At 66.6% G+C, this 25,827-nt stretch carries 17 protein-coding genes; 2 read left to right on the forward strand and 15 right to left on the reverse strand.

The window, feature by feature from the left end; all coding sequences use genetic code 11:
* Positions 1–96 precede the first annotated feature (96 nt).
* Positions 97–1,680, forward strand: coding sequence for an amidase (locus ACVKN3_RS03070; protein WP_354512554.1), 1,584 nt, complete (start codon positions 97–99; stop codon positions 1,678–1,680).
* A gap of 22 nt (positions 1,681–1,702) precedes the next feature.
* Here ACVKN3_RS03070 and ACVKN3_RS03075 read toward each other — a convergent pair whose 3' ends face one another.
* The 9 genes from ACVKN3_RS03075 to cmk all read right to left on the reverse strand — a co-directional run bounded on the left by ACVKN3_RS03075 (position 1,703) and on the right by cmk (position 10,520).
* The gene (locus ACVKN3_RS03075; protein WP_285401377.1) at positions 1,703–2,107 is read right to left on the reverse strand and encodes a DUF2628 domain-containing protein; all 405 of its coding nucleotides are present in this window, start codon (positions 2,105–2,107) and stop codon (positions 1,703–1,705) included.
* Between the two features lie 128 nt (positions 2,108–2,235).
* Complete coding sequence (galU, locus tag ACVKN3_RS03080) at positions 2,236–3,114, reverse strand: UTP--glucose-1-phosphate uridylyltransferase GalU (RefSeq protein ID WP_354512552.1); 879 nt, start codon at positions 3,112–3,114, stop codon at positions 2,236–2,238.
* Entirely contained in the window at positions 3,111–5,009 is a 1,899-nt protein-coding gene (locus ACVKN3_RS03085; RefSeq protein ID WP_354512550.1) for a polysaccharide biosynthesis protein, read from the reverse strand. Before ACVKN3_RS03085 ends, galU begins: the two co-directional genes overlap by 4 nt.
* A complete protein-coding gene (locus tag ACVKN3_RS03090) occupies positions 4,996–6,033 on the reverse strand; it encodes an MraY family glycosyltransferase (RefSeq protein ID WP_354512548.1) in 1,038 nt (345 codons plus the stop codon). Before ACVKN3_RS03090 ends, ACVKN3_RS03085 begins: the two co-directional genes overlap by 14 nt.
* The gene (lapB, locus tag ACVKN3_RS03095) at positions 6,030–7,202 is read right to left on the reverse strand and encodes a lipopolysaccharide assembly protein LapB (protein ID WP_285401369.1); all 1,173 of its coding nucleotides are present in this window, start codon (positions 7,200–7,202) and stop codon (positions 6,030–6,032) included. Before lapB ends, ACVKN3_RS03090 begins: the two co-directional genes overlap by 4 nt.
* Positions 7,199–7,459 carry a lipopolysaccharide assembly protein LapA domain-containing protein gene (locus ACVKN3_RS03100; protein ID WP_285401367.1) on the reverse strand — a complete coding sequence of 87 codons (261 nt, stop codon included), beginning with the start codon at positions 7,457–7,459 and terminating at the stop codon, positions 7,199–7,201. Before ACVKN3_RS03100 ends, lapB begins: the two co-directional genes overlap by 4 nt.
* A 150-nt stretch (positions 7,460–7,609) precedes the next feature.
* Positions 7,610–7,912, reverse strand: coding sequence for an integration host factor subunit beta (locus tag ACVKN3_RS03105; protein ID WP_036140786.1), 303 nt, complete (start codon positions 7,910–7,912; stop codon positions 7,610–7,612).
* Between the two features lie 84 nt (positions 7,913–7,996).
* Positions 7,997–9,670 carry a 30S ribosomal protein S1 gene (rpsA, locus tag ACVKN3_RS03110; protein ID WP_285401364.1) on the reverse strand — a complete coding sequence of 558 codons (1,674 nt, stop codon included), beginning with the start codon at positions 9,668–9,670 and terminating at the stop codon, positions 7,997–7,999.
* 169 nt (positions 9,671–9,839) lie between these two features.
* Positions 9,840–10,520 carry a (d)CMP kinase gene (cmk, locus tag ACVKN3_RS03115; protein WP_354512545.1) on the reverse strand — a complete coding sequence of 227 codons (681 nt, stop codon included), beginning with the start codon at positions 10,518–10,520 and terminating at the stop codon, positions 9,840–9,842.
* 118 nt (positions 10,521–10,638) lie between these two features.
* Here cmk and ACVKN3_RS03120 point away from each other — a divergent pair, with 118 nt between their 5' ends.
* Positions 10,639–10,902 (forward strand): acyl-CoA-binding protein, encoded by a 264-nt coding sequence (locus ACVKN3_RS03120; protein ID WP_036140784.1) that lies wholly within the window; start codon positions 10,639–10,641, stop codon positions 10,900–10,902.
* A gap of 868 nt (positions 10,903–11,770) precedes the next feature.
* Here ACVKN3_RS03120 and treY read toward each other — a convergent pair.
* The 6 genes from treY to treS are packed head-to-tail and all read right to left on the reverse strand — an operon-like array spanning position 11,771 to position 25,827.
* Positions 11,771–14,380, reverse strand: a complete 2,610-nt coding sequence (treY, locus tag ACVKN3_RS03125) for a malto-oligosyltrehalose synthase (RefSeq protein ID WP_354515949.1) — start codon at positions 14,378–14,380, stop codon at positions 11,771–11,773.
* Positions 14,377–16,455, reverse strand: a complete 2,079-nt coding sequence (malQ, locus tag ACVKN3_RS03130) for a 4-alpha-glucanotransferase (RefSeq protein ID WP_285401215.1) — start codon at positions 16,453–16,455, stop codon at positions 14,377–14,379. Before malQ ends, treY begins: the two co-directional genes overlap by 4 nt.
* 3 nt (positions 16,456–16,458) lie before the next feature.
* Positions 16,459–18,210, reverse strand: coding sequence for a malto-oligosyltrehalose trehalohydrolase (gene treZ, locus ACVKN3_RS03135; protein ID WP_354515946.1), 1,752 nt, complete (start codon positions 18,208–18,210; stop codon positions 16,459–16,461).
* Positions 18,207–20,315 (reverse strand): glycogen debranching protein GlgX, encoded by a 2,109-nt coding sequence (gene glgX, locus ACVKN3_RS03140; RefSeq protein ID WP_285401219.1) that lies wholly within the window; start codon positions 20,313–20,315, stop codon positions 18,207–18,209. Before glgX ends, treZ begins: the two co-directional genes overlap by 4 nt.
* A gap of 11 nt (positions 20,316–20,326) precedes the next feature.
* Entirely contained in the window at positions 20,327–22,513 is a 2,187-nt protein-coding gene (gene glgB / locus ACVKN3_RS03145) for a 1,4-alpha-glucan branching protein GlgB (RefSeq protein ID WP_354515944.1), read from the reverse strand.
* Complete coding sequence (treS, locus tag ACVKN3_RS03150; protein WP_285401223.1) at positions 22,510–25,827, reverse strand: maltose alpha-D-glucosyltransferase; 3,318 nt, start codon at positions 25,825–25,827, stop codon at positions 22,510–22,512. Before treS ends, glgB begins: the two co-directional genes overlap by 4 nt.

Consider the following 25,827-nt stretch of genomic DNA (forward strand, 5'->3'; position numbering starts at 1 on the left):
CGCAGGCGCGGCCGGACGTGGCGAGGTTCGAGTATAGCCATGCGCGACAGGTGCCAGATCGGGCATCATCGGCAGACGTCCGCCAGGGGGAACACCATGCCGCACCTGCCCAGAAAACCGGCCGCGCTCGTCGTTGCGCTGGCGCTCGCGCTGACCGGAGCCGCCGCACACGCCCGTGACGCAGTCGATGACGACGCCTTTGCATCCATCGCCACCCTCCGCCAGGCGTATGCATCCGGGACCTTGACGCCCGAAAGCCTCACCGCCCTCTTCCTCCGGCGTATCCAGAGCATCGACAAGGCGGGTCCTTCGATCCATGCGGTGCTCGAGACCAACCCCGACGCGCTGCCCATCGCGCGCAAGGCAGGCCGTGAGGGCCCGCTGGCGGGCATCGCGATCCTGCTCAAGGACAACATCGACACCGGCGACCGCATGCTCACCACGGCCGGCTCGCTGGCCCTGGCGACCAAGCCGGCGCCGCACGATGCCACCGTGGTGGCGAAATTGCGCCAGGCCGGCGCCGTGATCCTCGGCAAGACCAACCTCAGCGAGTGGGCGAACATGCGCTCCACGCACGCCACCAGCGGCTGGACGGGGCGCGGCGGCCTGACCCTCAACCCCTACGTGCTGGATCGCAACGCCTGCGGCTCGAGTGCGGGCTCCGGCGCGGCGGTCGCCGCCGGCCTGGCCACGGTGGCGATCGGCAGCGAGACCGACGGTTCCATCATCTGCCCCGCCTCGATGACCGGACTGGTCGGGATCAAACCCACGGTCGGGCTGGTCAGCCGTGCCGGCATCATTCCCATCTCCAGCAGCCAGGATACGGCCGGCCCGATGGCACGCAGCGTGGCCGACGCCGCGACGGTGCTGGGCGTCATTGCCGGCAGCGACCCGCGCGATCCCTCCACGAAGGACGCGGACAAGCACGCCACCGACTACACGCGGTTCCTCGACCCGAACGCCCTACGTGGCAAGCGCATCGGCGTGGTGCGCCAGCTGGCCGGCATCGAACCCAATGCCGATCGCGCCCTGGAGCACACCATCGCCTTGCTCCGGGCACAGGGTGCCACCGTGGTCGACAACGTGGCCCTTCCGCACCTGAAGGAACTGAGCGAGCACGAGCTGGACGTGATGCTCTACGAATTCAAGCACGGCATCGACGCCTACCTTGCCGGGCGTCCCGACCAGCCGATGAAGAATCTGGCCGATCTCATTGCGTTCAACGAACACGAGGCGGCGCGCGAGATGCCGTGGTTCGGCCAGGAACTGTTCCTGCAGGCACAGCAGAAAGGCGACATCACCGATCCGGCGTATATCGCGATGCGTGACGACAACCGGCGCCTCGCGGGGCCCGACGGCATCGACGCCGCGCTGGCGAAAGACCACCTCGACGCCCTGCTGGCGCCCAGCTGGGGACCGGCCTTCGTCAACGACCTGGTCCTGGGCGATCATGTGGTGAGCGGCGACCCGACCGTCGGTGGTGTATCCACACCCGCGGCGATCGCCGGCTACCCGTCGATCACCCTGCCCGTCGAGTTCGCGCACGAGCTGCCCGTGGGCGTGGTGTTCTTCGGTACGAAGTGGAGCGAACCGACCCTGATCGCCATCGCCTATGGCGTGGAGCAGAAAGCCCGGGCCTTCCGGCGCCCGGGATTCCTGCCGACGCTGCCGACGCACTGATCAGCAGCGTCGTGGCCCTACATCAAAGGCGCATGCCTTCGAACGGGTTCCAACTGTCCTGGCCCTTGACTCGCTTGAGGTAGAACGAGTAATTGGCCACCAGCATGTAGAACACGCTGAAGCCCGCACCCAGGCCGCGATACACGACCTCCGGTGCGTTGAACAGCGTCATCAGCACCATGACCACCACCTCCATGCCGAGGATGACGAGGGCCTTCTTCCACAGGCCGAGGATGACGAAGTAGATCGGGCCGAAGAAGAACGCGAAGAAGTTGGCGTTGACGATGAGCTTCTGCTTGAACGGAAGCTTCTTCAACTCTTCCTTGTAGCGCGGGGAACTGGGACCGCCGAAACGCTCGAAGAAGGCGAAGCGGGTGTTCCACTTCGCATTGAGCGTGGGGTCGGTGACGAACTCGGCTTCTGCCATGGCATAACTCCTGTGGGGATATCGCGCGGGACACGCGAGCGCAGGATGTTACGCACGTAACGCCGTTACGTAACCACAAAAAAACCCGCACCTTTCGGTGCGGGTTTCTGTAGGGCCGAGCCTGGAACTCAGGCCTTGTTGGCGAACTCGCGGACGATCGGCGCGAGCTTGGGATCTTCCAGCGCCATGGCCATCGTGGCGCGGACCAGGCCGGCCTTGTTGCCGCAGTCGAAGCGCGTGCCGGCGAAGCGGTAGGCCAGCACCTTGCCCTTGGCCTTGAGCAGGTCCTCGATGGCATCGGTAAGCTGGATCTCGCCGCCGGCGCCCTTCTCCGTCTTCTTCAGGTATTCGAAGATCTCGCACGGCAGGACATAGCGGCCCACCACGGCGAGGTTGGACGGGGCGTCGGCCGGCTTGGGCTTCTCCACCATATGCCGGATGACGGTGGCGCGGTCGGTGACCGCCTCCGTCGCATCGACGATGCCGTACTTGTCGGTGTCCTGCTCGGGCACTTCTTCCACGGCGATGACACCGGCGTCGTTGACGTCGGCCACCTCGGCCATCTGGCGCAAGGCGCCCGGGCCCGTCTTGTTCCAGATCAGGTCGTCGGGAAGCATGACGCCGAAGCGCTCGTTGCCCACCACCGGCGCGGCGCGCAGCACGGCGTCGCCCAGGCCGAGGGCTTCCGGCTGCGTGACGAACACGCAGCGCACGTGCCGAGGCAGGATGCCCCGCAGGATGGAAAGCAGCTCGTCCTTGTGCTTCTCGGCCAGCTTTTCTTCGAGTTCGTAGGCCTTGTCGAAGTAATCGGCAATGGCATGCTTGTAGCGGTTGGTGACGAACACCAGCGTGTCGGCACCGGCGTCGACGGCCTCGTCCACGGCGTACTGGATCAGCGGACGATCGAGCACCGGCAGCATTTCCTTGGCTACCACCTTGGTCGCGGGGAGGAAACGCGTACCGAGGCCAGCCACGGGAAATACGACCTTGCGCAGGGGTTGGGTCATGCGATGTCTCCACTTTCGTTACGACGTAACGGCAGCACGTTGTCGCTTTGCGGCTCGCTCCAGCGGAACGACGGCAGCAGCTGCGACACGCACCGACGCAGGGTTTCTTCATCGAACGCCGCCACGGCCTCCTCGGCCCTGGCCAGCTGCACCTGGAGCATTTCCCACGAGACCTGGCGATGTTGCGCCTGGAAGATCTTCGCGTGGGTCGTGCTCGTATAATTCTCCAACGGGTGGAACAATTCTTCGAACAGCTTCTCACCCGAGCGAAGACCGGTATAGACGATCTGGATGTCCGAGCCGGGACGCTTGCCGGCCAGGCGGATCATCTGCTCGGCGAGGTCGCGGATCTTCACCGGGTCGCCCATGTCCAGCGCGAAGATCTCGCCGCCCTTGCCCAGGCTCGCCGCCTGCAGGATCAGCTGGCAGGCCTCGGGAATGGTCATGAAGTAACGCGAGATCTCCGGGTGGGTGATCGTCACCGGACCGCCCTGGCGGATCTGCCGGCGGAACAACGGCACCACCGACCCGGCGGAATCCAGAACGTTACCGAAGCGAACCGTAATGAAACGTGTAGACGTATGCGCCGCGAGGTTCTGGCACCAGATCTCCGCCATGCGCTTGCACGCGCCCATGACCGAGGTCGGATTGACCGCCTTGTCGGTGGAGATCAGCACGAACGACGCCGCACCGCAGCGCACCGCGGCGTCGGCGACGACGCGCGTGCCGAGCACGTTGTTGCGGAAGGCCTCGCGCAGCTGGCCCTGCAGCATGGGCACGTGCTTGTACGCGGACGCATGGAAGACGATCTGCGGCTGCGTTTCCTGGAACAGGCGGTTGATCGCCGTGGCGTCGCGGGCGTCGGCCAGCACGCCGTTGAAGATCAGCTCCGGATAGGCCGAGGTCAGTTCCTGGCCGATGCGGTAGAGATTGTATTCGGACATCTCCACCACGGTGAGCGACGCCGCACCCAGGCGAGCCACCTGCCGGCAAAGCTCCGAGCCGATCGAGCCGCCGCCACCGGTCACCAGCACCCGGCCGCCGCTGATGTTCTCGCGGATCGCCGTCCAGTCCAGTTCGACCGCATCGCGGCCGAGCAGGTCCTCGATGGCGACTTCCTTGATTTCGTTGAACTGGGCGCGGCCCGCGACGACATCCTCCAGGCGCGGCACCGTGCGGAACGGCAGGCCGGTGCTTTCGCAGAAGGCCACGATGCGGCGCATCTGTGCCGTGGTGGCGCCCGGCACGGCGATGAGCAGCATCTGCACGGCCACCGCCTTGGACAGCTCGGCCAGCTGGTCCACGGTGCCCAGCACCGGGATGCCGCCGATCTGGGCCCCGCGCAAGGCCGCGTTGTCGTCGACGAAGCCGATGACGCTGTAACGGCTGTCGCGGCGCAGGTCACGCGACAAGGCCTCACCCGCGCGATCGGCGCCTACGATCAGCACACGCTTGGTCGGCGTGGACTGGAACAGGTCGATGCGGCTGTCCTTCCAGAAGCGGTAGCTGAGGCGCGGCGCGCCAAGCAGCACCACCAGCACCACGGGGTAGATCATGAAGACCGACCGCGGGACGCCATCCAGGCGCGAGTACATGACCATGGCCAGGCCGATGATCAGGGTGCCGAAACACGTGGCGCGAATGATGTTCCACAGGTCGGGAAGGCTGGCGAAGCGCCATACGCCCTTGTAGAGACCGGTCCAGTTGAACACCGCGCCCTGCACCAGCAGCACGATGGGAAATTCCATCGGCAGGTAGGACATGGGTGCCAGGTCCGGCATCACGGCGTAACGGAGGGTTTTCGCAATCCACCAGGCGAACGCGGCCATGGCCAGGTCGTGCGCGACGACCGCCGTGCGGGGGTGGATGATGCCGATGAACTTACGCAGAAACATGTCGCTCCCTTCGACGCAAGCCATAACGCTTGCCAGTACGCCAGACCGCGGCTCCCGCCAGGTAGGTCGCCACGAAACACACGGGCGCCGCCGCCGGGAAGCGGAACGCGATCCATGCGACGGGAACACAGACGAGAACATTCCATGCGAGGTAGGCCAGGCCTACCCTGCGATGCGATGCGCCACGCCTCACCAGCCACTGGTAAAGGTGTTCGCGGTGCGGAGTGTACCAGCGCGCACCGCGCAGCATTCGCACGAGCAACGTCAAGGTCGCGTCGATGACGAAGGCTGAGGAAAAGACCAGCGCGGGCCAGAGGAGTTCCGTACGCCACGCCCACAGCACCGCGGACAGCGCGAACACCATCAGGCCGACCGTGGCGCTGCCCACGTCGCCCATGAAAATGCGGGCCGGCGACCGGTTGAACCACCAGAACCCCAGCGCAGCGGCCGCCATGGCCAGGCCGGCGCCGGCGATGGCCGGGCTGCCAGCCGACCAGGCCAGGGCCGCACAGGCGCCCCCGAAGAACATGGCCTGCTGGGCGGCCAGGCCGTCGATGCCGTCCATGAAGTTATGCAGGTTGATGCACCACACGCCGGCCAGCAGCAGGGGCAAGGCCCACCAGAGGCTGGCAGTCACGGACGCCACGGCGAGACACAGCAGGAGCGTCGCGGCCAACTGGATCGCCAGGCGCGGCCGGATCGGCAGCGAACCGTGGTCGTCGAGCCAGCCGATGCCCGCCACGGCGATGACGGCGACGGAAAACGCCGCGGTAATCGCAGCACCCGGTGAGACGGGCAGGAGCAGCAGCGCCGCCGGCATCCCGGCCAGCGCGCCCAGCACGATGCCGATGCCACCCCCTCGTGGCGTGGGCACGCTGTGCGAGCGCCGACGCCCGGGGGCATCCAGCATGCCGCGCCGACGGGCGTAGGCGATGGTGGCCCGGACCGCGGCGAACGAGACGAGGAAGGCAGCGAGGCCACAGGCGACCAGCGTCGGCAGGAGGCTGACGACAACGGGCGTCATTCGTTGGCGACGCCGTGAATGGGACGGACGGTGCCCCAGCTCTTGCAGCTCGGGCATTGCCAATGGTGGGCCTTGGCACCGAAGCCGCAACGGCTGCAGCGGTACATGGCCTGGCCCTCGAGCAGCTTGCGGGTCAGGTCGCGCAGGATCAGGTAGTTTTCCCGCGCCTCACCGGACACCTTGTCCATCGTGGCGTCGATGAGCGCCATCAGGCCTCGCACGGATGGCCGCTTGCGCAGCTGCCCGGTCAGGAAATCGATGGCGGTGCGTTCGCCGTCCCTGCCCTCGTACAGGCGCGTCAGCGCCAGCACCGGCGAGATGCCGTGGTAGCGCTCCATGATCTCGCGCAGGAAGGTCTCGGCGCGATCCATCTGCTGCGATCGCGCATAGCAGTTGAGCAAGGGCGGCAGGATCTCCGGAACGAAGGCGATATCGGCAGCGATGGCGGCCTCGTACGACGCGATGGCATGCGGCAGGTCATCGTCTTCGGAGGAAAGCCGCCCTGCGATCATGTGCGCGCGCACGCAGTCGCTCTGGCAGGCGAACGCCTCGCGGACATAGTCGCGCGCTTCGGTGCGGGCGCCGTGCTGGCGCGACTGCTCGGCCAGTTCGCAGTAGAACTGCGCGATCATCGGCGACTCGTCTTCACTCGTCATCGTTTCCAGGCGACGCGCATGATCGATCGCCTTGTGCCATTCGCGCTCGTGCTGGTAGATGGCGATGAGGTGGCGCAGCGCGGACGGGGCCAGCGCATCCATGGCCACCAGATCGGAAAACAGGGTTTCGGCACGGTCCAGCAAGCCCGCACGCATGTAGTCTTCGCCCAGTTCGAGCAAGGCCACCGTCTTCATTTCATCGGACAGGCCGGGCCGCGAGACCAGGTGCTGGTGCAGCCGGATGGCGCGATCCACCTCACCGCGCTTGCGGAACAGGTTGCCCAGGGCCAGGTGGGTTTCCACGGTGTCGCGGTTGTACTCCGCCAGGCGCAGGAATACCTCCAGCGCCTTGTCCTGCTCCTCGTTGAGCAGGTAGTTCAGGCCACGGAAGTAATCGGAGGACAGCGCGTTGACCCGCTCACCGGAACGGCGGGTATGCGTACGGCGGGCGAACCACCAGCCGCTGACGAAGGCCAGCGGGGGGACGAGCGCCAGCAACCAGATCGGATTCATGCGGTCGTTGCGCTGCCTACCTTGCGTTCTTTGCGCTCACGCCGGCGCAGGCGACGATGGGCGAAGGACGTGCCCAGCCAGGCAGTAAGGCCACCCAGTATCCAGCCAAGCAGGACGGCAGCGAGCATCGTCCCGCCCTTGGGCAGGGATGCCCGGGCGAAGCCGAAATCGAAGGCGACGAGGTCGGCATTCAGCGCACCGAAGACGACCCCGGCGGCAACGAACAACAAGAGGAAAAGTATGACGAGAAGGCGCATGGTCGGACTGTACCCGAATCGTGAACGCGATGGTGCAGCGCGATGGGGCTTTCGTACAGGTTGTCCGCCAAGGGTTGCCATACCCATGGGTGCCCACCAGGGGCGGGAACGTTGCACGCGTCACCGCATGAGGGCAAAAAAAACGCCGCGTCAGAGCGCGGCGTCGGTTTCCTCGATCAGGTTTACGCGTTCGCGTAATTCCTTGCCGGGTTTGAAATGTGGCACGTGCTTGCCCGGTAGGGCCACCGCTTCGCCGGTCTTGGGGTTGCGCCCCATGCGCGGCGGACGGAAGTGCAGCGCGAAGCTGCCAAAGCCGCGGATCTCGATGCGCTCACCCGTGGACAAGGCATGGCTCATCTGTTCGAGCACGCTCTTCACGGCGAGTTCCACATCGCTGAAGGCAAGGTGGGTCTGGCGCCGCGCCAGCGCCTCGATCAGTTCCGACTTGGTCATGGGTCCCCTGGTTCTTCTTTAAAGCTGAAGCAAAACACCAGTCAAACAACAGCGAGGGGCGGTGAACCGCCCCTCGCCCGACGGTTAGTCGGCCTTGTTCATCTGCTCCTTGAGGAGCGCACCGAGCTTGGTCGTACCGCCTGCGGCCGAGGCGTAATCGGCCATGGCGTCAGCCACGTCCTCTTCGTCCTTGGCGCGGATCGACAGCTGGAGCTGACGGCCCTTGCGGTCCATGCCGGTGAACTTCGCCTCGATGGCATCGCCGACCTTCAGGTGCGTCGTGGCATCTTCCACGCGCTCCTTGGCGATGTCGTTGGCACGGATGTAGCCCTCGACGCCTTCGCCCAGGTCGATGATCGCACCCTTGGCGTCCACTTCGCGGACCGTACCGGTCAGGATCGTGCCGCGCGGATTCGTGGCCATGAACTGGCCGAACGGATCCTGCTCCATCTGCTTGATGCCGAGGGAGATGCGCTCACGCTCCGGATCGACCGCCAGAACCACGGCTTCGACTTCGTCGCCCTTCTTGAAGTTGCGAACGAGGTCTTCACCCGAGGCCTGCCACGAGATGTCGGACAGGTGAACGAGACCGTCGATGCCGCCTTCCAGACCGATGAAGATACCGAAATCGGTGATCGACTTGATCTGGCCGGACACCTTGTCGCCCTTCTTGTGCATGGCGGCGAAGGCTTCCCACGGGTTCGAGCGGGTCTGCTTGATACCGAGGGAGATACGGCGACGCTCCTCGTCGACGTCCAGGACCATGACTTCCGTCTCGTCGCCGACCTGAACCACCTTGGCCGGGTTGACGTTCTTGTTGGTCCAGTCCATCTCGGAAACGTGCACCAGGCCTTCGACGCCCGGCTCGATCTCGACGAAGCAGCCGTAATCGGTGACGTTGGAGACCTTGCCGAACAGGCGGCTGCCGACCGGGTAGCGGCGCGCGATGGCGACCCACGGGTCGTCGCCGAGCTGCTTGAGGCCGAGCGACACGCGGTTGCGCTCGCGGTCGTACTTGAGGACGCGGACGTCCAGCTCGTCGCCGACGTTGACCACTTCCGACGGGTGACGCACGCGCTTCCACGCCATGTCGGTGATGTGCAGCAGGCCATCGATGCCGCCGAGGTCGACGAATGCGCCGTAATCGGTGAGGTTCTTGACCACACCCTTCACGACCGCACCTTCCGTCAGGCGCTCGAGCAGCTTCTCGCGCTCTTCCGAGAACTCCGTCTCGACGACCGCGCGGCGGCTGACGACGACGTTGTTGCGCTTGCGGTCGAGCTTGATGATCTTGAACTCGAGGTCTTTGCCCTCGAGGTAGACCGGGTCACGGACCGGACGCACGTCGACCAGGGAACCGGGCAGGAATGCGCGGACGTCCTTGATGTCGACAGTGAAGCCGCCTTTGACCTTGCCGGAGATCTTGCCGGTGATGGTCTCTTCCTTGTCGAACGCCTGCTCGAGGTCGTCCCACACCATCGAACGCTTGGCCTTCTCGCGGGAGAGCTTGGTCTCGCCGAAGCCGTCTTCGAGCGCATCGAGCGCGACCTTAACTTCGTCGCCCACTTCCACTTCGAGCGCGCCGTTCTCGTCCTTGAACTGCTCGATCGGGACGATGCCTTCGCTCTTCAGGCCGGCGTTGATCACCACCACGTCGTTGCGGATTTCCACAACGATACCCGTGACGATGGAGCCGGGCTTCAGCTTCGAAATGGCCTGCTGGCTCTGTTCAAACAGTTCGGCAAAACTTTCAGTCATCTTGATTCCAGGGTTATGAAAGGTCGTACCCGGCGCCTGCGTAACATCTATGAACGCCTGCGGACAGGGGACCCACCGGTTGTGGGCGCTGGAAGACCCTTGAGAGGCCGCTCCGCGCCGTTGCCATTGCCCCGTGCACACTGCACGGGAATCGTGCCGTGACGCGCCCTTACGGACGCACCACCGCGAATACGTTTGCCACCACCATATCGATCGGCATGCCGGTGGTATCGATGACCACGGCGCCCTCGGCGGGCTTCAACGGCGCGACCAGCCGCGACGCGTCCCGCTCGTCGCGCGCTTCGATCTCACGTTGAAGAACGGCAAGTGTAACGCTCAGGCCCTTATCCTTCAACTGCTTATAGCGCCTTTTCGCCCGTTCGGCGGCGCTGGCCGTCAGGAAGACCTTGTGCCCGGCATCCGGGAAAATCACCGTGCCCATATCGCGACCGTCGGCCACCAGCCCCGGCGCCTTGCGGAAGCCGTGTTGCAGGTCCAGCAAGGCCTGGCGGACGCTGGGGATCACCGCAATGGCCGACGCCGCAGCGCCGGCCGTCTCGGTGCGCAGCTCATCCGTAGCGTCGTGCCCGTTGACCAGGATGTGCGTCTCATCGCCCATGGGACTCGGCTTGAAGCGGATCTTGACCGTCTGCGCGCAGCGGGTGACGGCGTCCACGTCGGACAGGTCGATACCCGCCTCCCCCGCCGCGTAGCCCACGGCACGATAGAGGGCACCGGAGTCAAGCAGGTGCCAGCCAAGCTTCTCGGCCACCCGCCGGCTGATGGTGCCCTTGCCGGAGCCGGAGGGACCGTCGATGGTGAGGACCGGAGCGGCAGCCGATGCGGGCATGGGGGAAACCTCGTTCGCCAAACCGGCATGATATCGCGTCGGCGCGCGGCCGTCGGCGCATGGACGCATCGGCCGCACCATGTTAAAAGGCGCCAAACGATCCGCCGGGACCCATCCCATGTCCGACGACCTCCAGAGCCAGTTCGAGCAGGCTTACCTGGACATCACCCGTCTGGGGACGCGGCCGGACAACCATACGCTGCTGCGCATCTACGCCCTCTACAAGCAGGCGACCCAGGGCGACGCCTCCGGACCGAAGCCCGGCTTCTTCGATTTCGTGGGGACGGCAAAGCATGAGGCATGGTCGCGCCTGGCCGGGTTGCCGCGTGAGCAGGCCATGCGCGATTACGTCGCGCTGGTTCGGTCGTTGGAGGGGGGCTGATGGGCTGGGTGGCGTGGGGTAAGAGCCGGCGGGTGCCACCCTCGGGGCCACGCCTGCGGCGACCCGCTAAGGAAGGGCCGCTCCGCGGCCGTTTATTGATTGCCCTACGGGCCCGGGTCGGGCTTCGAACGGGGATTTTCGATTCGCCATCCATGGCTCAGCGAAAATGGCCGGCCGTCCTGGCCGGCCCCCTTCGGGCCTTGTCCGTTCGAATCCCTCGCCTGCGGCTACCGGCCCCGAGGGTGGCACCCGCCGGCTCTTTCGACGACTGAGGTTGTGTGTGGGAAGAGCCAAGAGCCAGGTTTCGCTTCGTAGCTGGGAACGCTCGCCTGCCTGTTGCGCATGGCATCGGTCGCCTTAGATACGTTGAGGGTTCGCGCACGTGCGTGCGCTCCTACCCGGACGGCAGATCAGGCGTTGGATATGCCACAACCGGCACTACCCCTGGGGTAGGAGCGCACGATGTGCGCGAAAAGCCAACGAAGCGGCGACGCCACACCCTGCACGTCTGCGACCGCTCGCGTCACAACCCACCTCAGTCTTGGGAAGAGCCGGCGGGTAGCCCCCTCGGGGCCGGTAGCCGCAGGCGAGGGACTCGAACGGACAAGGCCCGAAGGGGGCCGGCCAGGACGGCCGGCCATTTTCGCTGAGCCATGGATGGCGAATCGAAAATCCCCGTTCGAAGCCCGACCCGCCCCGTAGGGGAATAGATATACGGCCGCGGAGCGGCCTTTCCTTGACGGGTCGCCGCAGGCGTGGCCCCGAGGGGGCTACCCGCCGGCTCTTGCTCCAAGGCGCCAACGCTCGAAAGCCAAACGCGATGCCGAAGGCGAGCCCACCCCCAGCGGATTTGCGACGAACCTTCGTCCTACCCCTCGACCTCGCACCACACAGCCACCGGCAAGCCATCGAACACCCGCTCAAGGCCAACACGACCACCCGCCAGGTCCGCACCTGAAAAAACGCTCACCCAACGACCCTCGGGCAGAACCACCGATGTGCCCGCCCAGCAATCGTCGGAAATGGCCGGCGTGTCCTGGCCGGCGACCCACTCCGCCGTGTGCCGTGCCACAGCCACGAAAAACCGCTGCCCCCGGTACTCACGCGTGAAGCCGATCAAATGCTCGCTGGCCGAACCCTCGGCCGTCAGCGGGCGGTAGTCGCCGCGGGCGAACAGGTCGGGGTACTCGCGGCGCGTGTCCAGCAGACGGGCGATGACCGCCTGCTTGACCGCGCCGTCGCGCCAGTGCTCGATCGCCTCGCGGGGCGATTCGCCCTGCCCCAGCGAAGCTGCGCGCGCCGGGAAATCCACGGGGCGGCGATTGTCCGGATCCACGAGGCTGAGATCCCAGTAGTCGCTGCCCTGGTAAAGATCGGGCACGCCGGGCGTGGTGATGCGCAGCACCGTCTGGGCCAGGCCGTTGGCGGCGCCCGGCGTGGCGATGTAATTCGCGAACGCGGCGAACTCCGCTGCCACCTCGCTGGACAGGATGGTGCGCAGGAAATCCTCGCAGGCGTCTTCGTAAGGCTCGTTGGGCGAGGTCCAGCGCGACCAGCGCTTGGCTTCGCGCAGGGCCTTGCGCTGCCATGCCGCGATACGCGAGGCGAAGCGCTCGACGCCCTCGGTATCGTCGGGGGCGAGGTTCAGTGGCCACGCCCCCACCAGCATCTGGTAGAGCATCAGTTCGTCGCCGGCGGCCGGCGCCATGCGGCCCTCGGCGCGCTGGCGGAAATCCGCATGGCGGACACGCCAGCGCTCCGCCGTGACCACCCAGCGTTCGGCCACCTCGGACAGCACGGCCAGGCGGGCGCGCAGGTCTTCGCCGCGCTTGTGGTCGTGGGTCGCCGTGGCGAGCAGGTTGTGCGGCAGGGTCTGCATCCTTTCCGCGCAGCGGGCATGGAAATCGTCCACCGACATGGCCAGGCGACCGGCATCGACACCCACCTCGTTACGTGAGAGCAGTCGGCCATACCGATACCCCGCCGTATCCTCCACGGCCTTGGCCGCCACGGGAGACGTGGCCTGCTGGAACACCGCTATCGCGCGCTCGCGCGCCCGGCGCACGGGGCCCGGGGGCAGCGAACGCGGCGCCTCGCCGCCCAGCCACGACGACACCAGGGTCAGCAGGTCGCCGTCCTCCGTGCGCAGCGTGCGCGACGCGCCTTCGACGGCGCGGGCGAAGAAGGCTTCGTCGATTTCGTCCCGGCCCATGCCGCCGGCATAGGTGCGGTACACGGGGAAATGGACCAGCAGTTCGACGAGGACGCGGCGCACCGCGGCCAGCGACACGTCGCGCGTGGCGACATCGGCACGCGCCGCGGCGAACAGGGCGCGCGCGGTGCGGTCCAGCTCGGATTCGAAACTGTCGACCAGGATCTGCCGGCGCGCCCTTACCGACTGCGTCCCGAAATCCGCCGACTCACCGGTCAGCTTGCGCCACAACTCGGTCAGCGGGGCTTCGCCACGCTGGCAATGCAGCACCGCCGAGACCTGGTCCATGAACTCGTAGCCGGTGGTGCCGTCGGTGCGCCAGTCGAGGCGCAGGCCTTCGTCCTCGGCCAGGATCTTCTCGACCACGATGTATGCGCCGCCTTGCGGTGCCGACGCCGGACGCTGCGGACGCAGCTTGTCCAGGCGGTGACGCAACTGCCGGCAATAGCGACGCGGATCGGCCAGTCCATCGACATGGTCGCAGCGCACGCCGTCGATCAGGCCTTCGGCGTACAGGCGGAAGATGGTCTTGTGCGTGTCCTCGAACACTGCCGTGCGCTCGATGCGCAAGCCGACCAGTTCGTTGACGTCGAAGAACCGGCGGTAGTTGACCATGTCGCTGGCCAGCTTCCAGAAGGCCAGGCGATAGTGCTGTTTTTCGATCAGCGCGTGCAGCCGCTGCCGGCCCTCGTCCGTCGAGGGATCGTGCGCGGCCACCGCGTCGTCGCCCAGGCCGGCGACCGATGCCGGCGACAACGGCAGGCGATCGTCGTACACGCCGAGCATCCAGGTCTCGCCGCGGCGAACCAGCCTAAGGTGGCCGGCGCGCAGCGTTTCGTCATAACCGGCGCCCAGCATCGGCAATAGCAGGCGTCCGCGTAGCAACGGATCGGGCGTGGTCCACTCGATATCGAAGTAACCCGCGTAACGGCTTTCCCGGCCGTGCCGCAGCACGTCCATCCACCAGCCGTTCTCACTGCCGACACCCATGTGATTAGGCACGATGTCGACGACCAGACCCATGCCGTGTTCACGCAATGCGGCGATGAGACGGCGCAGTGCATCTTCGCCACCGATTTCCGGATTGACCTCGTGGCAGTCGACCACGTCGTAGCCGTGTGTCGAGCCGGCACGGGCGCGCAGGATGGGCGAGGCATAGAGATGGCTCGCGCCGAGGCTGGCGTAATAAGGGACGACCGGCACGGCGTCGTCGAGCGTGAAGCCGGCATGGAACTGCAGGCGAGCCAGGGCGCGTGGTGGGGTCATGTACGGTTCCGGGTCTGGTCGATCGCCGCGCAGACGGCATGGGCAATGGGGCCGTCGAAAAGTCGTGCCGACGAATCAGGCATGCGCCGCCGCCAGTTCGGATGAATGGCGTCGGTGGGTCCCGGGAGGTTGGGCTGTTCGTGCAGGCCGAGCACATCCTCCACGGGGAAGATCGCCAGCGGTGCGGGCGCCTGCGAGACGTGGCGCGCGGCAGCCACGACCACCGGCGAGATGTCGTCGACTCCGGGCGGAGCGTCCTCGTTCCAGGCCGAACCGGAAGCGCACATCGCACGCCAGAGGGCATTGCGCTCTCCCGCGCGCTGGGCCACCTCGTCCACGGCGGGATCGTCCAGGCCAGTGAGCTTGCGCCATGCCACGTCGCGCCCGCTCCACCAGCCCGCGACCGTCGGGATGTCGTGGGTGCTGGTCGTGGCCATGGCGCTATCGGACCATTCGCGCGGCGAGACGAAACCGCCGTCCTCGGCGCGCTCGAACCACAGCACGCGGATGCCCAGCACGCCCTTGTCGGCAATCGCATGGCGAAAGTCGGCCGGCACGGTGCCGAGATCCTCACCGATCACGATGGCGCGATGCAGGTGCGACTCGAGCGCGATCAGCCGCAGCATGTCGGTCAGCGGGTAACGCAGGTAGGCGCCTTCGGTGGCACCGGCCCCGTGCGGCACCAGCCACAAGCGCTTCAATCCGAGCACATGGTCGATACGCACGCCGCCGGCATGTGCCAGCGCGGCGCGCAGCATGCCGATGAAGCCGCGGAACCCCGTCTCGCGCAGACCGCGGGGAGAGAAGGTGGTGAGGCCCCAGTCCTGGCCCAGGCGGTTCAGGGCGTCCGGCGGCGCACCGACGGACAGGCCGGAAAGCATTTCCGTCTGGTGCGCCCAGGCATGGCTGCCACCGGAGTCCGCACCCACCGCCAGGTCGGCGACGAGCCCGATGGCCATGCCCGCATCCCGGGCGGCTTTCTGTGCCCCTTCCAGCCCCTGCGCGGCCAGCCACTGCAACCACGCATGGAAGGCCACCTCACGGGCGTGCTCGTTGACGAACGAGGTAACCTCGCGCGATGCGGGGTCGTGGTACTCCTTCGGCCAGCCCTGCCAACCGCCCGGGCGGCCGTGCGCGGTGAAATGGCCATGCAGCGCCTCGAAGCGCGCATGGCGTTCCAGCGGCTCGCCCTGCTCGCGCCGGAACGCCATGAAGCGTTCGGAGTGAGCCAGGTCGACGGACGCCCATTCGAACAACGAACGCAAGACCGTCATCCGCGCGCGGGCCGCGCGCGGCCAGTCGATCAACTCGAGCCATTCCAGCTCGGCCAGTTCCTGGCGCAGGTTGTGCGTATCGATTACCGCGCGTACCGTCTGCTCGCCGCTGGTGCGCACAGGATCGACATACAGCCCGTTGAGAAACAGACGGCTGGACGGCGCGTAAGGACTGTAACGTTCCGGCGCCGCGGCAAACAGCGCGTGCAGCGGGCTGATGGCCAGGGCGTCGGCGCCCTTCTCCGCGGCGGCCTTCGCACAGAGCTCGAGTGCGCTGAAGTCGCCGATGCCACCGTCGCCGGGACGACGCAGGGCGGCCATCTGCACGGCCATGCCCCATGGCCGGCGGGCACCGGCGATATCGCCGACGCCGAAGCCTCGTGGCGGTGCGATGGCAAGGGTGATCTCGTCCTCGTCCAGCATCAGGGTGTAGTACCCCGGGATGGACGGCGCGGCGATGTCACCGACGCCCGAGGCCAATTCGCCTTCAGCCACGCGGCCACCTTCGCTGTCCAGCACCTTCCACACGCGTCCGCGTGGCAGCGGGGGAATGGCGACCCGCTCGCCCGCGTCGGCGGTAATCATGCGCGGCGGTCGGCGCCCCGTGCGCTCCAGCTCGAGCAGGCGCAGGCTGGCTTCGACATCGTCGCCGTTGTCGGCCGGCAAACCCACGGCACGGAGCACCGCGCGCAGGGTGGCATCGGGCGTCGTCTGCGGCCGGCCCAGCGCATCGCGCCAGTCGACATCGATACCGGCCTGTCCGGCGAGCAGCGCAAGACGATCGTCGAGGGGGACGTTCACGGATCAGGACTCCAGGCAGGCGACGGTGCGACGGGCCGGAATGGACCCGCGCGAAACGGAAGCGACGTCCGCGGCATCGCCGTGCAGCCAGGCCGCGGACGGCGATGGTGGCTGCTGGATCGTGATGTCGGTGTCGCCGAGGTTGACGTACAGGGTCAGCGTAGCCGCACCCAGTTTCCATGCGGCACGGAAGGCGCGATCGCCCAGGGCCTCCGCACCGCTGGCGGTGGCTTCGCCGATATGCGGCGCCACGTGCTTGTTCCGCTGCGCGATCAGCTCCTTCAGCAGGTGGCGCCGCGCTTCGCCAGCGCCTTCCTCGCGAACGGGAATGGACGCGGTAAACGTGTCGTAGGCGTTGGGATCGGGAATTTCCTCACCGCCAAAACTGGTGAATGCCTCGAATTCCCGGCGCCGGCCGTCGCGCACGGCCTTGCGCAGGTCGTCATCCTGGAAATCGGTGAAGAACAGGAATGGCGTACGGCTGGCCCATTCCTCGCCCATGAACAGCATCGGCACGAAGGGCGCCAACAGCAACAGGGCCAGCGCCGCGTCCATCGTCTCCGCGTGCACCAGCGTGGTCAGGCGATCGCCGAAGGCACGATTGCCGACCTGGTCATGGTTCTGCAGGAAGTTGACGAAACGGCTGGGCGGCAGGTGCGCGCTGGACTCACCCCGGCGCTTGCCACCCATGGCCTCGCCCTGGAAGACGAAGCCCTCCTGCAGGCTGCGCAACAGCTTCGGCAACGCCGGATGGTAATGCTGGTAGTAGCCCTCGTCCTCGCCGGTGAGCAGCGCGTGCAGGGCGTTGTGGAAATCGTCGTTCCACTGCGCATCGAAACGACCCCGTCCGAGCAGGCTGGCCTGGTTGGCCTCGTTCTCCAGCACCAGGTGCACGTGCCGCTCCGGCCCGACGGCCGCATGCACACGCGCGGCCAGCGAGGCGAGCCAGCCGGGGTTGCCGATGGCGTGCACGGCGTCGAAGCGCAGGCCGTCGAAGCGGAACTCCTCGATCCAGTACAGGGCGTTGTGCACGAAGAAGTCGCCCACCTGGGGCAGGGCGACCCCGATAGCGGCACCCCATGGCGTATGCACCGATGCATCGAAGAACGGCGACGCATAGGCGCCAAGGTAATTGCCGTCCGGACCGAAGTGGTTGTAGACCACGTCGAGGAAGACCATGAGGCCCAGCCCGTGGGCCGTATCGATCAACGACTTCAGGTCATCGGGCGAGCCGTACGCGTCGGCGGGCGCATACGGCAGCACGCCGTCATAGCCCCAGTTGCGCTCGCCGGGGAATTCGCCGATCGGCATGAGTTCGATGGCGGTGATGCCTAGCGAGACCAGGTGCGGCAGCATCATCTCCACGCCGTGAAACCCGCCCAGGGCGCCGACATGCAGTTCGTAGAGGATGGTTTCGTGCCACGGCCGGCCCTGCCAGGCGGTATGCCGCCATGAGAACGCGCGCGGGTCGACCACCACGCTGTAGCCGTGCACGTCACCGCCGCGCTGGCGGCGCGACGCCGGGTCCGGGACGACCGTGCCGTCGGCCAGGCGGAACCGGTATCCGGTGCCCGCTTCCGCGGGACAGATGCACTCGAACCAGCCGTCGTCCAGGGCGCGCATCGTCGAGGCCTGTCCCGTATCGCATTCGATTGAAACCTCCTCGGCGTCGGGTGCCCAGAGCCGGAAGCGTGCGGTGCCCTCCCCCGTGAGTTGCGCACCGTACGGCATGGTGTGCGCGTAGTCGCGGGTCATGCCGGCTCCGTCCGTACCGTTGCCGCCAGCAGCACCACGCTCCTGCCCTCCACGTCGATCGTCGGTTCGGTCCACGGTAGCTCCGGCGCCAGTGGCGCGGCAGTGTTGCAACGCAGCCGCCAGTTCGCGGCGGGCTGCGGCAAATGAAAGAGGTGCGTTTCCGGCGTGGCGTTGACCAGGATCAGGGTCACGTCGGCACGTTTTTCGGCATGCACCTGGGCACGTCGCAAGGCAAGCAGGCGGCCCTCGGTGTAGCCCCAGGTCTCCAGGGTCATCTCCGCGCCGCTCTCGTCGAACCACGCGACTTCGCGCATGCCCGGGGCCACCTCGGTGTCGCCGCGGAGGAAGTGCGCGGCGCGCAGCGTGGGATGCTGCTCGCGCAGGCGAACCAGCCGCGCGACGAACTCGGTCAGCTCACGCCCACCATCGGACGTGGCCAGTTTCCAGTCGTACCACGACAGCTCGGTATCCTGGCAATAGGCGTTGTTGTTGCCGTGCTGGGTGCGGCCGAACTCGTCGCCGCCCAGCAACATGGGCGTGCCGTGCGAGAAGAACAGCGTGGCCAGCATGGCCCGCTTCTGCCGGTCGCGCTGCAGACGGATGGCCGGGTCGTCCGTTGGGCCCTCGACGCCGTGGTTGAAGCTTTCGTTGTCGTTGCCGCCGTCCCGGTTGTCTTCACCGTTGGCGTCGTTATGTTTGTCGTTGTAGCTGACCAGGTCCTGCAGCGTGAACCCGTCGTGGGCCGTGATGAAGTTGACCGACGCCCACGGCTTGCGCTTCTGGTGGTCGAAAAGTTCGCCGGAGGCCTGCAGGCGGCCGGCCAGCGCACCGCGCATGTTGGAGTCGCCCTTCCAGAACCGGCGGATATCGTCGCGGAACTGTCCGTTCCACTCCGCGAAGCCTGGCGGATGGTTGCCCAGCTGGTAGCCGCCGGGCCCGATGTCCCAGGGTTCGGAGATCAGCTTGACGTTGGCCAGCACCGGGTCCTGGCGCATCGCATCGAACAGGCCGCAGCACGGATCGAAGCCGTGCTCCTCACGGCCCAGGCTCACCCCCAGGTCGAAGCGGAAACCGTCCACGTGGAAGGTCTGTACCCAGTAGCGAAGGGAATCCATCACCAGCTGGATCACGCGCGGATGCGCCGTGTTGACGGTGTTGCCGGTACCCGTGTCGTTGATGCAGTAACGCGGATTGTCCGGCATCAGGCGGTAGTAGCTCTTGTTGTCCAGCCCGCGGAACGACATGGTGGTGCCCAGCTCGCTGCCTTCGCAGGTGTGGTTGTAGACCACGTCCAGGATGACCTCGATACCGGCGGCATGCAGGGCCTGCACGGCGGCGCGGATCTCGTTCAGCGCACCCTCGGCGAGATAGGCGGGCTCCGGTGCAAAGAACGCAAGGGTGTTGTAGCCCCAGTAATTGCGCAGCTTCATCTCGGCCAGGCGGCGATCCTGCAGGAACGCGTGCACCGGCAGCAGTTCCACCGCGGTGATGCCCAGCTTGACCAGGTAGTCGATGACGTAGGGATCGGCCAGCGCGATGAAGGTGCCCCGCTCGTGCGGGCGGATGCGATGCAGCATCCGCGTGATGCCCTTCAGGTGGGTCTCGTAGATGATCGTCTCGTTCCACGGCGTATGCGGACGATGGTTGTGCGTCCAGTGCATCGGCTCGTCGACGACCACGGCCTTGGGCATGGCCGCGGCGCTGTCTCGCCGGTCGAACGACAGATCCGCGCGTGGCGAGGCCACGCGGTAACCGTGCAACGCATCGGACCAGCGTACCTGGCCGTGCAGCAGGCGCGCATAGGGGTCCAGCAGCAGCTTGTTGGGATTGAAGCGGTGCCCCTCTTCCGGCGCATAGGGGCCATGCGCGCGGAAGCCGTACAGCGTGCCGCCACGTACGCGTGGCAGGTAACCGTGGAAGACCTCGTCCGTACACTCGGGGAGGTCGTAGCGAGCGATCTCGCGCTTGCCGGAGGGATCGAAGAGACAGAGCTCGATGCGTTCCGCGTGGGCGGAAAACACCGCGAAGTTCGTGCCCATGCCGTCGCACGTGGCACCCAGGGGGTGCGGCGTGCCGGACTGCATGCGCTCGGGAAGTGCAGGCATCGGATTCCTCGTCAGTCGGCCACGAAGATGACCGTGGACAGTGGCGGCAGGCTCGCCACCAGCGAATGGTCGAAACCGTGGGCGGGTACGGCCTCGGCATGCCGCGCCCCCTCGTTACCCACGCCCGAACCGCCGTAGTCGACGGCATCGGAATTGAAGGCCTCGCGCCAGCGCCCGCCTTCGGGCACGCCGAGGCGGAAACCGTGCCGCGGCGTGGGCGTCATGTTACTCACCACCAGGGCCGGGCGGCCACCCTCGGCAAAGCGCAGCCAGGCGAACACGCTCTGCCCGGCATCGTCGCCGACCACCCAGCGGAAACCGCGCGGATCGGCATCCCACGCGTGCAGGGCCGGCGTGGCGGCATAGAGGTGGTTGAGGTCGCGCACGGTCTTCTGCACGCCCAGGTGCAAGGGGGAATCCAGCAGTTCCCAGGCGATCTGGGCGTCGTGGTTCCACTCGTGCGGCTGGGCGATTTCCGCGCCCGTGAACAGCAGCTTCTTGCCCGGGTGCGCCCACATGAACCCGTAATAGGCGCGAAGGTTGGCGAAACGCTGCCATTCGTCGCCGGGCATCCGGCCCAGCAGCGAACGCTTGCCGTGCACCACTTCATCGTGCGACAGCGGCAGCACGAACTTCTCGGAATACGCATAGACCATGCTGAAGGTCATCTCGCCATGGTGGTACTGGCGGTACAGCGGGTCGCGCGACATGTATTCCAGCGAGTCGTGCATCCAGCCCATGTTCCACTTGAAGTCGAAGCCAAGGCCGCCCTGCTCCACCGGCTGCGTCACGCCCGGCCAGGCCGTGGATTCCTCGGCGATGGTCATGCAGTCGGGATGGCGCTCGGCCACGAGCTGGTTGACCCGGCGCAGGAAGGCGATGGATTCCAGGTTCTCGCGACCACCGTACTGGTTGGGCACCCATTCGCCGTGCTTGCGCGAGTAATCGCGATACAGCATGGAGGCCACCGCATCCACGCGCAGGCCGTCGATATGGAATCGTTCCAGCCACGCCAGTGCGCTGGCCACCAGGAACGCAGACACCTCGTTGCGCCCCAGGTTGTAGATCAGCGTGTTCCAGTCCTGATGGAAGCCCTCGCGCGGGTCGGCATGTTCATACAACGGCGTGCCGTCGAAATGCGCCAGACCGTGGATATCCGTGGGGAAATGGGCAGGCACCCAGTCGACGATGACGCCCACCCCGGCCTCGTGGCAGCGGTCCACGAAACGGGCGAAGGCTTCCGGCGTGCCGAAGCGCGACGCCGGCGCGAACTGGCCCAGCGGCTGGTAGCCCCACGATCCGCCGAACGGATGCTCCGATACCGGCAGCAGTTCGATATGACTGAAACCCATGCCGGCCACGTAGGGAATAAGGCGTTCGCCCAACTCGTCCCACTGCAGTTCGCGTCCGTCCTCGCCACGCAGCCAGGAGCCGGCGTGCACTTCGTAGATCGACAGCGGCGACCCGGCGTGATGCATGGCACCGCGTCGACGCAGCCACTCGTCGTCGGTCCAGCGGAAGGCGGTGGGGTCGGCGACGATCGACGCCGTGGACGGCGGCAGTTCGGCGGACAATGCCACCGGATCCGCCCGCTGCAGCACCGAGCCGTCGGCGCCCCAGATCTCGTACTTGTAGCGCGCACCGGGCAGCAGGCTCGGCACGAACAGCTCCCACACGCCAGCCGGCACGCGCTTGCGCATCGGCAACCGACGACCATCCCAGCTGTTGAAGTCGCCCACGACGCTGACGCGCTGCGCATTGGGCGCCCAGACCGCGAAACGCACGCCGGCCACGCCGTCGATGGTCATGGGGTGGGCGCCCAGGCAGAGGAACAGCTCGGTATGCGTTCCCGCGGAGAGCCGCGCCAGGTCGTCGTCGCCCAGCAGGTTGCCGAAACGATAGGCGTCGTCGATCTCCTGCGTGGCCGACGGCCAGTGGATGCGCAGTCGATACGCCGCATCGGAGTCCGGGAAGCCGGCAAACAGGCCAACGTCATGCACGCGTTGCAGCTGGCCCAGCGTGTGGCCGTTGCCGTCGATCAGCTCGACGCCCTGCGCGCCCGGTTGCAGCGTGCGCACCACGCGGCGCCCGTCCACGGTGTGCGCGCCGAGCAACGCGAAGGGGTCGCCATGACGCCCGTCGACGAGCGCATCGACGGCGGCGGTATCGGTCAGGCCGTAGGTACGGGGATCAGTCACGTCGCATCCTTCAGTTCGTTGGACATGTCGCCGCGGGCGGCATGGAGCAGTCCACGCACCGGCACGTCGACCCAGCCGGGTCGGTTCGCGGCTTCATAGTTCACTTCGTAGGCAGCCTTCTCGATGACGTAGAGCTCCACGATCGGCGCGAGGGCATCGGATTCCACCCAACGCACGGGAGCCGCGTCGAGCACGCGACGGTAGGCGTCGAGGAACGTGCGCGACGAACGCTCGCGGAACCGCGCGAGAAACTCGACGAAGCCGGCGTCCTCGACCGGAGCCAGACCATCCTCGCCACGGCGGGCCATGGCAGCGGCATAGTCCAGCGATCGCAGGAAGCCGGCCACATCGCGCAGCGGCGAGCCCTTGGCCCGACGCTCGTCCAGCGTTCGCGCCGGTTCGCCCTCGAAGTCGATGATGTAGGCGTCGTCCTGTACCACCAGGATCTGGCCGAGATGGAAGTCGCCATGGACACGCGTCTTCAGCGAGGAGACGCCCGCACTGGCCAGTTTGCCTACCCGCGCTTCGAGAGCGCCGGCCACGCCGCGGAGGGACTCGATGTCCGAAGCCGCCGGCTCGGCCACGTCCTTGAGCTGATCGATCGAGGCCAAGGCCCGGGCGATCTGCGCGCGGATGCTGTCATGCACCGCCTTGACGTCCGCGTCGCCGGCTCGCTCGGGCGAAAACGCCGACACGTCGGACGGCTGTGCCAACAGCGCGTGCAATTCACCCAGGCGCGTGCCCACGGCCGTGGCGAAGGCATCGTATCCGCCATCGATTTCCGTCTGGCGCGCCGCATCCTCCGAATGGCTGTATTCGTCGTAGCTGCGACGCAGGTAATCGAGCGTCCAGCGCCACGCATCGCCCTGGTTACGCAGGAAACCCTGCAGCACGGCAAGCGTGGTGCGTTCGCCGCCTTCCTGGATGCGCACCACCTCGCCCAGCAGCGGCGACGTATTGGCGTAGCCGCGCTCGGTCAGGTAGCGGCCCATCTCCACTTCCGGGTTGATACCCACGGCGGTGCGGCGGAACAGCTTCACCACCCCCGCGTCGTGCATGATCATGGAGCTGTTGGACTGCTCGGCCGACAACCAGCGACTGGGGATCTCGGCATCGAAATGCACGCCGGCGAACGCATCCGTGGTCTCGAAGCGCACCACCCCGCCATTGACCGGCAGTTCGGTGCCCTGGCGCAAGCCGATCAGCAGACCGGAAGCAAAGGCATCCAGGGTGAAACCGTCGGTAAGCAGGCCGATGCGGCGACCGCGGCGCACACGCGCCAGCGCCAGCTGCTGCGCGCGTGCCGTGGGATTTTCGTCTTCCCAGACGATACCGGCCGGCAGGCTGTACTGCTCGACGCCGCCGTCGGCCAGGCTGACCTCCACCTCGGTAAAGATCAGGTCGTCACCATGGTCGGGCCAGGGCACCGCATACAGAATCCTGGCGCTGGCGATGCCGCGGTCCTTCGAGGCGAACCAGCGACGCACGCCGAGGTAGCCCGGCAACACCTGGGTTTCGATCACGCCACGATGGTGGGCCATGACCGGACCTTCGATGAGCGCACCGCGCACCACCAGCGTCTCGTAGTCCGGCAGCGGCTCGGCCGGCACCTCGTGCCAGTCGGGCATCTGCGCGTTCGCGCAGATCTGGAACGCGTAGAAACCGTACGGCGGCAGGGTCAGCAGGTAAGGCAACTGCCCGATCGGCGGGAACGAGGAACCGCCCATGATCTCGATCGGCACCTGGCCGTCGAAGGCGGCCACGTCCAGTTCGACCGCCTGCAGTGAGCGCGACATGTTGGCCACGCACAGCAGGTGCTCGCCCTCGAACTCGCGCAGGTAGGCAAGTACCTTGCGGTTGCCCGGGTAAAGGAACTTGAGCGTGCCGCGACCGAACGCCTTGTAGCGCTTGCGCACGGCCAGCATGCGCCGCGTCCAGTTCAGCAGGGAATGCGGATCGCGCCCCTGCGCCTCGACGTTGATCGCCTGGTACCCGTACAGCGGATCCATGATCGGCGGCAGCACCAGGCTGGCCGGATCGGCACGCGAGAAACCGCCGTTGCGGTCGACCGACCACTGCATCGGCGTGCGCACGCCGTCACGGTCGCCCAGGTGGATGTTGTCGCCCATGCCGATCTCGTCGCCGTAGTACAGCACCGGCGTACCGGGCATCGACAGCAGCAACGCATTCATCAGCTCGATGCGCCGGCGATCGCGCTCCAGCAGCGGCGCAAGGCGGCGACGGATACCCAGGTTGATGCGGGCGCGGCGATCGGCGGCGTAGGTCTGCCACAGGTAATCGCGCTCGTTGTCGGTCACCATCTCCAGCGTCAACTCGTCGTGGTTGCGCAGGAAGATCGCCCACTGGCAGTTTTCCGGAATGGCCGGGGTCTGCCTCATGATGTCGGTGATCGGGAAACGATCCTCGCGGGCGATCGCCATGTACATGCGCGGCATCAGCGGGAAGTGGAACGCCATGTGGCATTCGTCGCCGTTGCCGAAGTAATCCTGCGTGTCTTCCGGCCACTGGTTGGCCTCGGCCAGCAGCATGCGATCCGGGTAGTGCTGGTCGATCTCCGCACGCATCAGCTTGAGGATGTCGTGCGTCTCGGGCAGGTTTTCGTTGTTGGTGCCTTCGCGCTCGATGAGGTACGGCACCGCATCCAGGCGCAGGCCATCCACGCCCAGGTCAAGCCAGAACCGCATCACGTCGAGCACGGCCTTGATCACCGCCGGATTGTCGAAGTTCAAGTCGGGCTGGTGGGAAAAGAAGCGATGCCAGAAGTACTGACCGGCCACCGGGTCCCAGGTCCAGTTCGACTTTTCGGTGTCGAGGAAGATGATGCGCGTGCCATCGTAAGCCTGGTCGGTATCGGACCAGACATAGAAGTTGCGCGCCGCCGAGCCCTTCTTGGCCAGGCGAGCGCGCTGGAACCACGGATGCTGGTCGGACGTGTGGTTGATGACCAGCTCGGTGATGACGCGCAGGCCGCGTCGGTGCGCCTCGGCGATGAACCGCTTGGCGTCGGCCAGCTTGCCGTAGTCCGGATGCACGGATTTGTATTCGGCGATGTCGTAGCCGTCGTCACGTCGCGGGCTGGGATAGAACGGCAGCAACCACAGCGTGTTGACACCCAGTTCGGCGATGTAGTCCAGCTTCTGGATCAGGCCTTCGAAATCGCCCACGCCATCATCGTTCGCATCGAAGTACGACTTCAGGTGCACCTGGTAGATGATCGCGTCCTTGTACCAGAGCGGGTCGTTCGAAAAATCGGGGGCGCTCGCCTGCTTCTTGCCTTTGGCACGTGTAGCCAT

Source organism: Luteibacter sp. PvP120, from assembly GCF_054055715.1.

Excerpts from the sequence above, each read along its gene's own strand:
- ACVKN3_RS03120 (WP_036140784.1), top strand. The coding sequence starts at position 10,639 with ATGTCCGACGACCTCCAGAGCCAGTTCGAGCAGGCTTACCTGGACATC.
- cmk (WP_354512545.1), bottom strand. The coding sequence starts at position 10,520 with ATGCCCGCATCGGCTGCCGCTCCGGTCCTCACCATCGACGGTCCCTCC.
- ACVKN3_RS03075 (WP_285401377.1), bottom strand. The coding sequence starts at position 2,107 with ATGGCAGAAGCCGAGTTCGTCACCGACCCCACGCTCAATGCGAAGTGG.
- rpsA (WP_285401364.1), bottom strand. The coding sequence starts at position 9,670 with ATGACTGAAAGTTTTGCCGAACTGTTTGAACAGAGCCAGCAGGCCATT.
- ACVKN3_RS03085 (WP_354512550.1), bottom strand. The coding sequence starts at position 5,009 with ATGTTTCTGCGTAAGTTCATCGGCATCATCCACCCCCGCACGGCGGTC.
- ACVKN3_RS03105 (WP_036140786.1), bottom strand. The coding sequence starts at position 7,912 with ATGACCAAGTCGGAACTGATCGAGGCGCTGGCGCGGCGCCAGACCCAC.
- glgX (WP_285401219.1), bottom strand. The coding sequence starts at position 20,315 with ATGCCTGCACTTCCCGAGCGCATGCAGTCCGGCACGCCGCACCCCCTG.
- ACVKN3_RS03100 (WP_285401367.1), bottom strand. The coding sequence starts at position 7,459 with ATGCGCCTTCTCGTCATACTTTTCCTCTTGTTGTTCGTTGCCGCCGGG.
- treY (WP_354515949.1), bottom strand. The coding sequence starts at position 14,380 with ATGACCCCACCACGCGCCCTGGCTCGCCTGCAGTTCCATGCCGGCTTC.
- galU (WP_354512552.1), bottom strand. The coding sequence starts at position 3,114 with ATGACCCAACCCCTGCGCAAGGTCGTATTTCCCGTGGCTGGCCTCGGT.
- lapB (WP_285401369.1), bottom strand. The coding sequence starts at position 7,202 with ATGAATCCGATCTGGTTGCTGGCGCTCGTCCCCCCGCTGGCCTTCGTC.
- ACVKN3_RS03090 (WP_354512548.1), bottom strand. The coding sequence starts at position 6,033 with ATGACGCCCGTTGTCGTCAGCCTCCTGCCGACGCTGGTCGCCTGTGGC.
- ACVKN3_RS03070 (WP_354512554.1), top strand. The coding sequence starts at position 97 with ATGCCGCACCTGCCCAGAAAACCGGCCGCGCTCGTCGTTGCGCTGGCG.
- treZ (WP_354515946.1), bottom strand. The coding sequence starts at position 18,210 with ATGACCCGCGACTACGCGCACACCATGCCGTACGGTGCGCAACTCACG.
- treS (WP_285401223.1), bottom strand. The coding sequence starts at position 25,827 with ATGGCTACACGTGCCAAAGGCAAGAAGCAGGCGAGCGCCCCCGATTTT.